At 62.0% G+C, this 13168-nt stretch carries 10 protein-coding genes; 2 read left to right on the forward strand and 8 right to left on the reverse strand.

Annotated elements, in window-relative coordinates:
- Positions 1-57: 57 nt before the first annotated feature.
- Entirely contained in the window at positions 58-936 is an 879-nt protein-coding gene (locus tag BLW50_RS16765) for a branched-chain amino acid ABC transporter permease (protein WP_090709241.1), read from the forward strand.
- Positions 933-3479, forward strand: a complete 2547-nt coding sequence (locus BLW50_RS16770) for a branched-chain amino acid ABC transporter ATP-binding protein/permease (protein ID WP_090704599.1) — start codon at positions 933-935, stop codon at positions 3477-3479. Before BLW50_RS16765 ends, BLW50_RS16770 begins: the two co-directional genes overlap by 4 nt.
- Before the next feature lie 35 nt (positions 3480-3514).
- On the opposite strand, the gene BLW50_RS16775 is transcribed toward BLW50_RS16770, so the two are convergent.
- The 8 genes from BLW50_RS16775 to BLW50_RS16810 form a co-directional block, all read right to left on the reverse strand.
- On the reverse strand, positions 3515-4768 hold the full coding sequence (locus BLW50_RS16775; RefSeq protein WP_090704601.1) for an NAD(P)/FAD-dependent oxidoreductase: 1254 nt from the start codon (positions 4766-4768) through the stop codon (positions 3515-3517).
- A 28-nt stretch (positions 4769-4796) separates the two neighbouring features.
- Positions 4797-6296, reverse strand: coding sequence for a tripartite tricarboxylate transporter permease (locus BLW50_RS16780; protein WP_090704603.1), 1500 nt, complete (start codon positions 6294-6296; stop codon positions 4797-4799).
- A 12-nt stretch (positions 6297-6308) separates the two neighbouring features.
- Positions 6309-6770 carry a tripartite tricarboxylate transporter TctB family protein gene (locus BLW50_RS16785; protein WP_090704605.1) on the reverse strand — a complete coding sequence of 154 codons (462 nt, stop codon included), beginning with the start codon at positions 6768-6770 and terminating at the stop codon, positions 6309-6311.
- Complete coding sequence (locus BLW50_RS16790; RefSeq protein WP_090704607.1) at positions 6754-9141, reverse strand: molybdopterin-dependent oxidoreductase; 2388 nt, start codon at positions 9139-9141, stop codon at positions 6754-6756. The genes BLW50_RS16785 and BLW50_RS16790 overlap by 17 nt, the downstream gene beginning before the upstream one ends.
- Before the next feature lie 2 nt (positions 9142-9143).
- Positions 9144-10127: a Bug family tripartite tricarboxylate transporter substrate binding protein gene (locus BLW50_RS16795; RefSeq protein ID WP_090704609.1), complete on the reverse strand. Its 984-nt coding sequence runs from the start codon at positions 10125-10127 to the stop codon at positions 9144-9146.
- A gap of 104 nt (positions 10128-10231) precedes the next feature.
- Positions 10232-11011, reverse strand: a complete 780-nt coding sequence (locus BLW50_RS16800; RefSeq protein WP_090704610.1) for an SDR family NAD(P)-dependent oxidoreductase — start codon at positions 11009-11011, stop codon at positions 10232-10234.
- Positions 11012-11023: 12 nt separating this feature from the next.
- Positions 11024-11971 (reverse strand): 4-hydroxy-tetrahydrodipicolinate synthase family protein, encoded by a 948-nt coding sequence (locus tag BLW50_RS16805; RefSeq protein WP_090704612.1) that lies wholly within the window; start codon positions 11969-11971, stop codon positions 11024-11026.
- Positions 11972-12161: 190 nt separating this feature from the next.
- Entirely contained in the window at positions 12162-12881 is a 720-nt protein-coding gene (locus BLW50_RS16810) for a TetR/AcrR family transcriptional regulator (RefSeq protein ID WP_090704613.1), read from the reverse strand.
- Positions 12882-13168: the final 287 nt, after the last annotated feature.

Consider the following 13168-nt stretch of genomic DNA (forward strand, 5'->3'; position numbering starts at 1 on the left):
ACTCTAGGATACGCGGCACCTGCGCCGCGTATCTTTTCATATGACTTGGAGAAAATGATGCTCGTCACTTCGGCACTCATCAGTGGGATCGGACTGGGGAGCATGTACGGGCTCATCGCGCTCGGCTTCTATGTCACTTATGCGGTTTCGAAGACGGTCAACTTCGCGCAGGGCAGTTCGATGATGCTCGGCGCCGTGCTCACCTTCGCGCTGGCAAAGACGTTTGGCTGGCCGATGCCTCTGGCCATCCCAACAGCCCTTGTTCTATGCGCCTGTTACGGCCTGGTGGTCGAGCGGATCGCGGTGCGTCCGTTCGCGAGCCGAGGCTCCGACGCCTGGTTGATGGCCACCGTCGCGCTTGGCATCGTCATCGACAATATCGTGATGTTCACCTTCGGCAAGGAGCCGCGCAGCCTGGCCTCGCCCCTGGCCCAGACTTCGCTCGAAATCGGCGGCGTCAATCTGGGTGTTTATCCCTTGCAAGCCGTCATTCCCATTGTCGGGCTCATTCTGGCGCTGCTGCTGCATCTGCTGGCGCAGAAAACCCGCTGGGGTTCGGCGCTTCTGGCGGTGTCGCAAAATCCCTCCGCCGCGCGCCTGATGGGCATTCCCATCAAACGGGCCACGGCTTTGGCCTATGCCGTCTCGACGGTGCTCGCTGGCATCGCCGGCATTCTGATCGCGCCGCTGTTCAACGTGCATTCCGATATGGGAACCTTGTTCGGACTGAAAGCTTTCGCCGTGGCGATCCTCGGTGGCATCACCAGTGCCTGGGGCGTCATGATCGCGGGGCTCATCTTCGGCATTGTCGAAAGCCTCGTCACCACACTGCTCGGGTCCGGCTATACGCAGATCATCACCTTCCTTCTCGTCATCGTGGCGCTGGCGGTTCGCCCCAGCGGACTGTTCGGACGCGCGGAGGTCTATAAAGTATGAGCGAGATCATGATTGCGAGACGGCCGCTTGGATCGCCGGCAACTCTGAGCCTCTTGACGATCAAACTGTCCTTTGGCGGGGCTCTCTTTGCCGCCGCTGCCTGGATGGCTTTATCGCTCAATGGCTATTACGTCTTCATCCTGGCCAATGTGGCGCTGCTGGCCATCGTCGGTTTCGGCATGAATGTGTTGATCGGGCTCAGCGGCCAGATCTCGTTCGGCCATGTCGGATTCTATGCCATCGGCGCCTATACGGTGGCGATCCTCACCAAAGCCGGCGTCAATTTCTGGCTGGCGTGGCCGGCGGGAGCGCTCGTGGCGGCTTGTCTTGGCGCGCTGCTGGCTCTGCCGACCTTGCGGGTCAAAGGCCCCTATCTCGCCATGGTGACGATCGCCTTCGGCTTCGTTGTCGAACACAGCATTGTCGAAATGCGCGGCCTCACCGGCGGCCAAAACGGCATCATGGGGATTGTCGCCCCATCCTTGGGATCTCTCGCGCGCGGCGAGCGCGCCGTTGCGCTGTTGGCGATCGCTACGGCCGCCGTGGTTCTCGTCGGCTATATTCTACTGGCGCGCGGCACCTGGGGCACCGCCATGCGCGCCGTCCGCGATAGTGAAACCGCTTCGGCGTCGGTCGGCATCAACCCACTGTTGGTCAAAACAGTCGCGTTCGCGGTGTCGGCGGCTTGCGCGGGCATTGCTGGCGGCCTGTTCGCCTCGCTGTCCAGCTTCGTCACGCCGCACACATTCGCCTTCTCGCAATCCATTCTGTTCGTTCTGGTGGTGATGATCGGCGGCGCCGGCTGGACGCTCGGGCCGCTCATCGGCGCCATCATCGTCGGTCTGCTTCCCGAACTTCTGTCCAGCCTTGAAGATTTCCGATTGCTGTTCTTCGGCGCCTTGCTGCTCGTGGTCCAGTGGGTCGCGCCAGGCGGCGTTGCCGGCTTGTGGAGCGCCCTGCTCGATCTGATCCCCCTCAACCGTCGTGATCCCGATGCCGTGCCGGTTCATGCGGGTGCGACAACCTTGCCGCTTGCCAAACGCGTCCGCGATCCTATCCAGGCCGACAACCTGGGCATCAGCTTTGGCGGCGTTCGCGCGGTCAACGCCCTCTCCTTCGAAGCCAAGGCCGGACAAGTCACCAGTCTGATCGGCCCGAACGGCGCCGGGAAGACATCGGCGATGAACTTGCTCAGCGGCTTTTATCAGCCGCAGCACGGCACCTTCAGCCTGGGCGAACGTGAGCTGGGCGGCAAAGCCGCCTATGCCGTCGCGCGCGCGGGCGTGGCGCGAACCTATCAGACCTCGCAATTGTTCGGGACGTTGAGCGTCATCGACAATATCCTGCTGGCGATGACACGCGGCCGGTTGGGCCCTCTCATGGGACGTGGGCGTTTGAACGCCGAGGATCTACAGAGCCAGGCGCTGACCCTTCTGTCGTTTTGCGGTTTCCGCGGCGACCCGCTGAAAGCGGCGGCGGACCTCCCGCATGTGGATCGCAGGATCGTCGAAATCGCGCGGGCGCTTGCGCTCAATCCCGATGTGCTTCTGCTCGACGAACCCGCAGCGGGCTTGTCTCGGGAGGATAAAGCCGATCTGTCGGTGCTTCTGCGTCGCATTGCTGATGCGGGCCTCGGCGTTCTTGTCGTTGAACATGACATGACCTTGGTGATGAATATTTCCGATGCGATCGTCGTGCTCGACACGGGCGAACTCCTCGCCACAGGTACGCCACAACAGATACAGGCCAACCCCAAAGTCAAAGAAGCCTATCTCGGCGATCAGTCGGCCATCACGCCACAGGTGCGCTCCAAAGCGCCTCGCGCGGCGGGAGAGGAACTCCTTGGCGTCAGTGCGTTGGTCGCGGGATACGGCGCTGAGCCAGTTTTGGACGGCATCGACATCCAAGTCCGTCGCGGTGAAGCTGTCGCTCTGCTGGGGGCCAACGGTGCCGGTAAATCGACGCTGATGCGGATTTTGTCCGGACTGCACCGGCCCGTGACATCGGGTGGTGCAACGCTTGAAGGACACGATATCACGCAGATGGCGGTGGAAGATATCGTCCGGCTCGGCATGGTTCTGGTGCCTGAAGGACGGCAAGTGTTTCCGGAGCTGTCTGTCTTAGACAACATCCGCCTCGGCGCTTTCTTGACGCCGCGCGACCGCGATGCCCGGGTGGAAGAAATGTTTCAGCGGTTTCCGCGCTTGCGGGAACGGGCGCAGCAACGCGCCGGCACGCTTTCCGGCGGCGAGCAGCAAATGCTGGCGATCGCGCGCGCCTTGATGTCGCGTCCGCGCGTGCTCCTCCTCGACGAACCCTCGCTCGGGCTCGCGCCGAAAGTCGTTACCGAACTTTTCGGCGTTTTGGAGGAATTGCGGCAAGAAGGCTCGACGCTTCTACTTGTCGATCAGATGGCCACATTGGCATTGGCCATGGCGGATCGCGCCTATGTGATCGAGCATGGACAGATCATCGCGCAGGGCGATGCCGCCGCTATTGCCAACGATCCGCTGCTGGCGCGCGCCTATCTCGGAGCGGCCTGAGAAACTCGTCCCCGTCAAGGGGACGTCAGTGCTTGCTAAAAGCGCGTAGCGGACAGCGGCGCGACGTCGATATGGAGAGCCTTATCGCCGATCAAATCCGCGACGATGCGCGCCGTCGCCGGGCCGCTGGCCAGGCCGATGTGCCCATGACCAAAGGCGTGGATGATATCGGCGCAACTCCGCGCCTTGCCGATGACGGGCAAGCCATCGGCCATGGAGGGACGATGGCCCATCCAGCGGTCGATCCGACTCTCGTCAAACGGCTTAGACAGCGCCCCATAAGCGCGCTTCGCATGGCCGAGCAGAATATCGGCGCGGCTCCAATCAGGTGCGGCGTCGGGGCTCGCCAGTTCGACCTGCCCGGCGATGCGCAGGCCAGCGAGCATCGGATTGTTCCCCATCTTGCCATCGGCTGGCATGACCGGCATGGCGCCGCGCGCGATGTCTGGGGGAATGACGACGTGGTAGCCGCGTTCGCTTTGCAGCGGCACGTCATCACCAACCGCCGCCGCCAGGCTTTTGGAACGAATGCCGGTGGCGATCACCGCCCTGTCGCAAGGCAGCGGGCCGTCTTCGGTGAGGACGGCGCGCAGCCGGCCGTTCACCACATCGAAGCCAGTCGCCCGGCTCGTCACACGCTCGGCGCCTTTCGCGACGGCATGGGCCGCGATCGCGCCCACATAGCCGCCGGGATCAAGGCAATGGCCGCCCTTTTCGACGAGGACCGCGAAAGTGTAGCGCGGCGATAGATCGGGTTCGAGCGCAGCAAGTTCCTGAGCGGACAATTCCCGGAAGGCAACGTCGTTCTGCGCCCTCAGCCGCCAGGCCAACGCTTCCTGGAGGAAGGCGGCGCGGTCGGCATAGGCGTAGATCAAGCCCTTTCTGACGATCAGCTCCGGCCGGCCGATCTCCTCGGCCAGGGTTGTATGACGCTCCGGGCAATCATACAGCAGGCTGGAGAGAATAGCCGCCGTACGTTCAACCTTCGAAACGCTCGAGCCGGCAGCGACGAAGCGCGCGAGCCACGGCGCAAGCCCGAGAAGATAGCGCCAACGGATGGCGAGCGGACCCGTGGGATCGGCAATGAAGCCGGGCACTTTTTTCCACAGGCCCGGCATGGACATCGGCACGACGGAGGCGGGGCTGAGCCAGCCGCTGTTGCCATAGCTTGCCGCCTGGCGGCCGCCGGGTGTGTCCGGTTCGACTATGGTGACGTCATGCCCGTCCCGCAGCAGCTCCACGGCGGTCGATGCGCCGACGATACCGGCGCCGATCACGACTACACGCATGGAGAACTCAGCGTTTTGAGAAAGCAACTCATTCCTGAAATGCCTCTTCGCGGGTGGCGCGGAAGCGCGGCATGATGATCACGGCCAGGACGAGGACAGCGACGATGAGCAAACCAGCGGAAATCGGCCGATCAATGAAGATGCTCGCCTTGCCGCGCGACAGGAACATCGCCCGACGGAAATTCTCCTCCATCATTGGTCCCAGCAACAGGCCCATGACGAGCGGCGCGGCATCGCAATTGAGCTTTGCGAAGACATAGCCGGCAACGCTGAAGGCGGCGAGAAGCCAGAGATCAAAGACAGAATTGCCGAGCGAGAGCGCACCGATGGCGCAGAAGACGAGAATGGCCGGGTAGAGATATTTGAAGGGCAGCGTCAGCAGTTTCGTCCAGATGCCAATCAGCGGCAGGTTGAGGACGAGCAGCATGAGATTGCCGACCCACATGGAGACGATGACGCCCCAGAACACCTTCGGATGATCGCTGATAAGCGTTGGCCCTGGTGCGATGCCCTGCATGATGAGCGCGCCAAACATCAGCGCCATGACAGCATTCGAGGGCAGGCCCAGTGTCAGCAGCGGCACGAAGGAGGTCTGCGCGCCAGCATTGTTGGCGCTCTCAGGTGCGGCAACGCCTTCGATGGCGCCATTGCCAAATCCTTCCTTCGGTTTGGCTACACGCTTTTCTATGGCATAGGCAGCAAAGGCCGCCAGCAAGGCGCCACCGCCAGGCAGAAGGCCCAGAACGGCGCCGATCCCGGTGCCGCGCAGAATGGGGGCCACCATGCGCCGCCAATCCTCCCGCGTCGGGAACATCGACATGAACGGGGCCGCGATGGCCGTGCGGCTTTCCGCGTTCTCGAGATCCTTCACCACTTCGCCGATGCCAAACAGCCCCATGGCGACGACAACGAAATTGATGCCGCTGGACATTTCTTCCAAGCCGAGGGTGAAGCGGGGTTCGGCCGTCTGCACATCCTGCCCGACGAGGCCGATGAGAATGCCGGTAAAGACCATGGCCAAAGCTTTGGGCAGAGAACCGCGCGCCAGAACGACGGAGGCGAGGAGACCCAACACCATCAGCGAAAAGTTTTCGGCGGGGCCGAACTTGAGACCGACTTCGGCGAGCGTCGGCGCGAACAGCGCCAACAGCAACGTGGCGACGGTGCCGGCGAAGAAGGAGCCGATCGCGGCGGTGGCGAGCGCGACGCCGGCGCGGCCCTTGCGCGCCATCTTATAACCGTCGATCGCCGTCACCACGGATGAGGTTTCGCCCGGAAGATTGAGCAGAATAGCTGTCGTGGAGCCACCATATTGCGCGCCGTAATAAATGCCGGCCAGCATGATCAACGAGGTGACCGGCGCCAGCCCCATGGTGAACGGAAGAAGGATCGCCATCGTGGCCGCCGGCCCGAGACCCGGCAGAACACCTACCAAGGTGCCGAGCAACACGCCGACGAAACACCACAGAAGATTGACCGGCATGACGGCCTGATCGAAGCCGAGAAGCAGGTCTTTGAAAATCTCCATCGCGCCTTCTCCTCAGAAACCGAACCAGGGGCCGATGATCGCGACCGGCATGCCCAGTCCCTTGACGAAGACGAGGCTGCAGGCTGCACCGAGAAACAGCCCGTAGGCCATCATCGTCAGCGGCTGGAATGGTCTGGAAGCGCCCGCCGCGACAACGCAGCAAGCGAGAACAGCGGGCAGCAGGCCGGCGCCGCGCACCGTGAGGCCGAAGATAACGATGGCTGCGATGATGACGGCCAGATTACCGAAGTGGAAAAACAGCCGCTCCGTGTCCGCCGCCTTGGCGGTCAAGGATTTGATGGCAATGAGAAGGCCCATGGCGATGAGCACGACCGACACCATGGCCGGAAAGCCGCCGGGGCCGATCTTCCGCCAGGTTCCGAAGGCCAGGCCGTAGCTGCCCATGAGAAAGGCCGCGCCGATCAGAATGAACAACAGTCCGGCGATGGTTTCGCTGTTAAGCCGCGAATTCATTTTCTTTCCCCTTTTTTGTTGGCTTGCGCGGATCGGCGACAAACTCCGGAGGGTGGTAAGCTTTGACCTTCAGCGCCTCGTCGGAAAATCGCGTGATCTCAACGAGACAGGAATTCGGGCTCGGCCCCTGCGCCAAACGTGACGTACCGTGATCGGGCGTGAGCACGTTTGGATTGCCGTTCAATTCCAACGAACCTGGCATGCCGGGCTTGGAAGGATCAAACCATGCGCCGGTCGCGATCTGTACGACGCCCGGCAGCAAGGCCTCGCTCAAAGCCACGATGGCGAGGCAGGCACCGCGCTCATTGGCAACCTTCACCAGATCGCCGTCGCTCAGCCCGCGTGCAGCGGCATCGCGCGGATGCATGCGCACCGGCTGGCGGCCGTGGCGCTTGGTCTTGCGCGAGGGGGCGGCATGGTCCCATTGGCTGTGCAGCTTGTCATGCGGCTGGCAAGACAGCAGATGGAGCGGAAAACGCTCGGCGCTTTTCGCGCCCAGCCATTCGCCTGGCTCCAGCCAGGCCGCATGGCCGGGACAATCGGCATAGTCAAAGCTCGCTATGCGCGATGAGAAGAGTTCGATGCGCCCCGATGGCGTGCGCAGAGGATGATCCTGCGGCGCCGCGCGGAAATTCGCGAACAGCGGGCGCGTCTTGGCGATATCGGTCAGATCGACCAGCCCGGCTGCCCTAAAGTCCGCGATCTCCGGCAGTTCGACGCCACGGTCGGCGGCATCGCCCCGCGCTTCGCGATAGAGCCGATCGAGCCATTCAGGCTCGCTCAGACCTTCTGTGAACGCTTCTTCCGCACCAAGGCGCGCCGCCAGCTGACGCAATATTTCATGGTCGGTCGGCAGTTGAGACGGCGGCTCCGCCGCTTTCGAGGAATAAGCGATGAAGCTGTCACGACCGCTGGCGACGATGTCGTCACGCTCAAAGAAGGTCGAAGCCGGCAACACGATATCGGCATGGCGGGCAAGCGGGTTCCACCAATGCTCGTGAACCACCACCGTCTCCGGACTTTGCCAGGCCTCCGTCAGCCGGTTGAGATCCTGATGATGGTGAAAGGGATTGCCGCCGGCCCAATAGATAAATTTGATGTCGGGATAGGTGCGCCTGGCGCCGTTGTGATCGTATTGCGTCCCCGGCGCCAGCAGCATGTCGGCGATGCGCGCCACGGGGATGACTTCGGAAACCGGATTGCGTCCCTGCGGCAAGGACGGCCAGCGCACCGGCGATGACGGCTGGCCAATGCTGCCGACCGAGGCATAGCCAAAGCCAAAGCCCTGGCCGGGCAGACCAATGCCGCCGAGCAAGGCGGCCAGCGTGATCGCCGCCCAATAGGGCTGTTCGCCGTGATCGGCCCGTTGCAGCGACCACGACATCATCAAAAAGGTCTTGCGCGACGCCATCTCAGTGGCGAGCTCGCGAATGCTGTCCGCCGCGAGCCCAGTGATGGCCGAGGCCCACGCGGCATCCTTCACGATGCCGTCTGTCTCTCCCGCCAGATAGGCCCGCACTTTGTCAAAGCCCGTGGTGTAGCGCTCGATGAACGCCTTGTCGTGCTGGTCGCGCGCGATGAGGGTGAAAGCCAGCGCCAGAAGCAAAGCTGTGTCGGTGCAGGGTCGCAAGGCCATCCATTCCGCGCCGAGATCGTCGGCAGCGTCGTCACGCACCGGCGTGACGTTGACGAAACGCGCGCCGGCATCGCGACAGGCGAGCAGCGCGGAACGCGCGGTGTGATGCACGATACCGCCGGCATTGACCTGCGCGTTACGCAAGGGCGTGCCACCAAACATAACGATCAACTCGGCATGTCCGGCGATCAAATTCCAGGGCGTATGCCCAGCGATCAGGCCTTCGGTGGTGCCGATCACATGTGGCAGCAGCACCTCACCGGCGGCATAGCTATAGGACTGAACCGAGCGGACGGAACCGCCGACCATATTGAAAAAGCGCTTGAGCTGGCTTTGCGCGTGGTGGAAGCGTCCAGCGCTCGACCAACCGTAGGAACCGGAGAAGATCGACGTGCTGCCGTGGGTATCGCGGACCCTTGCGATTTCACTGGCGACGAGGTCAAGCGCCTCATCCCAGGACACTTCGACGAAAGGCTCCGCGCCGCGCCGGCCTTGGCCAGGCCCATGTTCGAGAAAGGAGCGGCGCACGGCGGGCCGAAGAATTCGGCAAGGCGCCAGCCGATCGGCCGTCATGTCGGCGGCGAAGGCCGCCGGGTCGTCATCGCTTGCAAGAGGGCGCAGTGTTTCGGCTGTGCCCCGATGCTCGTAGAAGCCCCAATGTGATCCGATCAGTTTGGGGGGCGAAGGCTCCGGGCGTTCCTTCTGGTGGGTGAACAAGTCCGGAGACTTCGTCATCTTCAGTCGACCTTCAGATTTCCGGCTTTGACGATGTCGCTGTAGCGCTTGGATTCGCTGACAACGAAAGCCTGTAGTTCGCCGCCGTTCATGTACATCGGCTCGAACCCAAACACGGTGAGCTTTTCCTTGAACTTGTCGGACTTCACCACCTTGGCGATCGCATCGCTGAGATAGGCTGCGGCCTTCGGGTCGAGGTTCTTGGGGCCCCACACCGCGTACCAGGACAGCATTTCCAGAGCCGGCAGGCCGCTTTCGGCAACGGTCGGCACATCGGGCGCGAGCGGCGAACGCTTCGCGCTCGTCACCGCGAGCGCCTTGAGGCGGCCTGATTTCACATGCGGCAGCGACGACATCATCGGGTCCGCCATCAGCTGAACCTGGCCGCCCATCAGATCGGAGAGCGCCGGGCCGGCGCCTTTGTAAGATACGACATCCGTATCGACGCCCGTCTGCGTTTTCAGAAATTCAATCGTCAGATGCCCAGCGGAGCCATAGCCGGACGTGGCGAAATTGAAGGAGTCCGGATCGGCTTTCACCGCCGCGAAGAATTCCTTGAGCGTATTGGCTTTCGTCGACGGCGGTGTGCTGATGATCAACGGACCAGCCGCGACACCGGCGATGCTGGTGAAGTCGTTGATCACGTCATAGGGCACTTTCTTGTTGATCAGCGGCGTCACCACATGGATCGAGGCGTTGAACAACAGCGTGTAGCCATCGGGCGTCGATTTCACGACTTCGGACGCGCCAACGACGCCATTGCCACCGCCAGCGCGGTTATCGACGACGAAGATCTTGCCGCTGGTTTCCGCAAGCTCCGCCGCCAAGACACGCGCGGCACTGTCGACGGCACCGCCCGGCGGAAAGGGCACGACGATGCTGATCGGGCGGGACGGAAACTCTTGGGCAAGGGCCGCGCCTGCAAACGGTGTCGCAAGCAGCAGGGCAAGCAGCGGGGAAAGCAGCAATGATCCAGCACGCCTCATGGATGGCTCCTTCTATTCCAATTATTGTGTATGCGTTCGCCGCGCCCACACCGGGCAGCGGTTCGCGTCGGCATCAAGCCGTCGCCCAATGATGATCGGCAACGTCAGAACGTGCCGGGATACTGACCTCCGTCGACAAGCAGACTCTGTGCCGTGACAAAGCCGGCCTGGCTGGAGCATAGAAAGGCGATGTAAGCGCCGATCTCGTCGGGAGAACCGTATCGCCCCGCCGGGTTCTGGGACGCACGCTCGCGCCAGATGTCGTCGTAGGGCCGCCCCGTGGTCTGCGCCAGACTTTCAACATGCTGGCGCTGTCCGTCGGAGGCGACGATACCGGGAAGAAGATTGTTGATCGTCACATTGCGCGCAATCGTCTGCCGCGCGATGCCAGCGACGAAGCCGACGAGACCGGAGCGGGCCGCGTTCGACATGCCGAGTTCGGGCTGAGCGATCTTGACGCTGCGCGAGACAATATTGACGATACGGCCGAAACCGCGCTCCATCATGCCATCGACCGTCAAGCGGATCATATCGATCGGCGTCAGCATCATACGATCAACGCCGCGAATCCAATCCTCGCGTGACCAATTGCGGAAGTCGCCCGGCAATTCGCCGTCAGCGTTGTTCACCAGGATGTCTGGCGCCGGACAAGCGGCCAGCGCCGCCTCTCGGCCAGCCACCGTGGTGATATCTCCCGCGACGGCTGTGACCTCCACACCGGTCTCGGCGCGGATTTCGGCAGCCGCTTTCTCAAGCGTTTCCGGCGTGCGGGCCAGAATGGTCAGCGCCACCCCTTCATGCGCGAGCGCCAGAGCCGCTGCCTTGCCCATGCCCCGGCTCGCGCCGGTGACAAGGGCTTTTTTGCCAGAAATTCCGAAGTCCATGGAAGGCGCTCCTCAAGCCGCGGCAGCGACCGCTCGTTTGAGATTCCAACCATAGACCTTGTCCAATCCGAGTTCCTGCACGATGCGAACACCGCGCGCCAGCGCCTCGCCTTCAAGCCCGGTCAGCGGACGGCGCAATTCACCGGCCGGCAGACCAACGGCCTTCATAAGCGATTTGATGGCGACCGGATTGATGGCCGAATAATTGAAGTGCAGCAGCGGCAGCAGGCGCAAATAGGTGTCCTTGAAGCCTTCCGCCTCGGCATAGGATGTCCAGGGCTTCGAGATGACAGCGACTTCCGCCGGCGCGATATTGCCACCCATGTTGGCAGTGCCATGGCCACCGAGGCTCATGGTGGGAACGACGAGACCGAGGTTCGGGCTGTCGCAGCACATGACGGAAACATCCGGCCGGGCCGCTAGAATCTGCGCCACCTGACCAACACGCGTCGTCGATTCCTTGTGAATGACGTAGTTCGGATGCTTGAAGATGCGCAGCAGGTTATCCCAATGCAGATCGCTCTTCACACGCGGCGGATTGTTGTAGATGCCGAGCGGCAGATCGGTCGCGTCGGCGATCTCCATGAAGTAGCTCTCGATGTCGGCTTCCGACGCGCAGATATAGGCCGGCGCGGCAAGGATCGCGCCATCGGCGCCATTGGCGCGCGCGAAGCGGACGTTCTCGATGGTCGTATCGGTGTTGTTGCCCGTGCAGCCAAAGAACAGCGGCATCTTGGCGGACTTCATTTTCGCCGTCTCGACGATGATTTTCTTCTTCTCATCGGGCGACAGCATCGAGACTTCGCCGGTCGAGCCCATGATGAGAATGGCCGAGGTGCCGTTCGCCTCGTGGAACTGAAGCAACTCGCGGAAAGCGCCGAAATCCACACCACCCGAACGGTCGAAGGGGGTGATCAAAGCAACGAAAGAACCGGTGATTTTCGGGGTCGTGGCAGACATGAAGACGCTCCGCAGCGGATTAAAACAGTTTTTCAAACGTAGTTTAAATTTGCGTTTCGTCAACGCTTTTTCTCGGAGCAATACGCCCGCAAATCGAGCAGAAAATGCTCGGTTTGCGGGCGAATTAACCTTCTGCCGTTGCCTTGGGTGGCCGCTCGCGCTGATCAGCCGGCGCGCATTAATGCCGTGCTTACGCCCGCCGAGGCGACGAAGAAGCCGATGAATGCACGGCCGGGGCAGAGAAGCCCGCGCACACGAAGCTCACTAGCTGGGCGATGATTTGCTCATCGTCGGTCGTGTCGCACAGTCCGCCTGAAAGCTGTTTCAGACGCGAGGTTGCCGGTTCGGAATCGATCAACACCTGCATGACCGTGCCGATGGCGAAATTATAACGCCAGAAGATATCGCGCCGGCCGAGCGCCGGCAGCGCCTTGGCGAAGGCGTCGATGAAACGAAAAACCACGGGATCAACGCGGCGAATAAAGAACCGCGTGGTGACTTCGCGTGGACGCGAGCGAACCTGGAGAAGAAACCGCGTGAGAGGGCGAGCCCCCGATTGATCCCGGCTAAGCCGGACCATGGGGCGCACAAGCGCCTCCACAACCGCCGCGACGGTGGGGCCCTCCTCGCCGGCTGCCGCCTCGCAGGCTTCAAGCGCCTTCAGGCGCGCATTGGTATAAGGCTCCATCATGAGATTCAGAACTTCGCTGATAAGCTCGTCCTTGGAGCCGAAATAGTAGTTGATGGCCGCCAGATTCACGTCGGCGCGCAAGGTGATCTCGCGCACGGTCGCCAGATCGAAGCTCTGCTCGATAAACACCTCTCGCGCGGCGGCAATGATGCGCGCGCGCGGATCCTCCGCCTTTTCAGTGGAACTTGCCGTGTCTGCCAAGCGAGCCTTTTTGACCATACTTGTAAATCTATGTCCTCAGTCACAACCGGCGCACGCCGGTCGTAACACAGACACCCCATCCAGCTGACGTTGGAAAATCCGCGACGTCCTTCATGAGGTTGATTGATGATTTTGCGGCGCTTGTAAACTTGCCGTTGGATTTAAGTTTATCCTGCGCGCGCCGTTGCCCCCAAGAAAGCGGTTTGATGCACCACGCCTTGATGAGTTGCCTACAATCTGAACAGCCTTCGCTGGCATCAATAATTTTATATAAATTTCAATTAGATACAGACAGACATCTGGCG

Origin of the sequence: Beijerinckia sp. 28-YEA-48, assembly GCF_900104955.1 — a bacterium.
In the GTDB taxonomy this organism is placed as follows: Bacteria; Pseudomonadota; Alphaproteobacteria; order Rhizobiales; family Beijerinckiaceae; genus Terripilifer.

Excerpts from the sequence above, each read along its gene's own strand:
- BLW50_RS16765 (WP_090709241.1), top strand. The coding sequence starts at position 58 with ATGCTCGTCACTTCGGCACTCATCAGTGGGATCGGACTGGGGAGCATG.
- BLW50_RS16770 (WP_090704599.1), top strand. The coding sequence starts at position 933 with ATGAGCGAGATCATGATTGCGAGACGGCCGCTTGGATCGCCGGCAACT.
- BLW50_RS16775 (WP_090704601.1), bottom strand. The coding sequence starts at position 4,768 with ATGCGTGTAGTCGTGATCGGCGCCGGTATCGTCGGCGCATCGACCGCC.
- BLW50_RS16780 (WP_090704603.1), bottom strand. The coding sequence starts at position 6,296 with ATGGAGATTTTCAAAGACCTGCTTCTCGGCTTCGATCAGGCCGTCATG.
- BLW50_RS16785 (WP_090704605.1), bottom strand. The coding sequence starts at position 6,770 with ATGAATTCGCGGCTTAACAGCGAAACCATCGCCGGACTGTTGTTCATT.
- BLW50_RS16790 (WP_090704607.1), bottom strand. The coding sequence starts at position 9,141 with ATGACGAAGTCTCCGGACTTGTTCACCCACCAGAAGGAACGCCCGGAG.
- BLW50_RS16795 (WP_090704609.1), bottom strand. The coding sequence starts at position 10,127 with ATGAGGCGTGCTGGATCATTGCTGCTTTCCCCGCTGCTTGCCCTGCTG.
- BLW50_RS16800 (WP_090704610.1), bottom strand. The coding sequence starts at position 11,011 with ATGGACTTCGGAATTTCTGGCAAAAAAGCCCTTGTCACCGGCGCGAGC.
- BLW50_RS16805 (WP_090704612.1), bottom strand. The coding sequence starts at position 11,971 with ATGTCTGCCACGACCCCGAAAATCACCGGTTCTTTCGTTGCTTTGATC.
- BLW50_RS16810 (WP_090704613.1), bottom strand. The coding sequence starts at position 12,881 with ATGGTCAAAAAGGCTCGCTTGGCAGACACGGCAAGTTCCACTGAAAAG.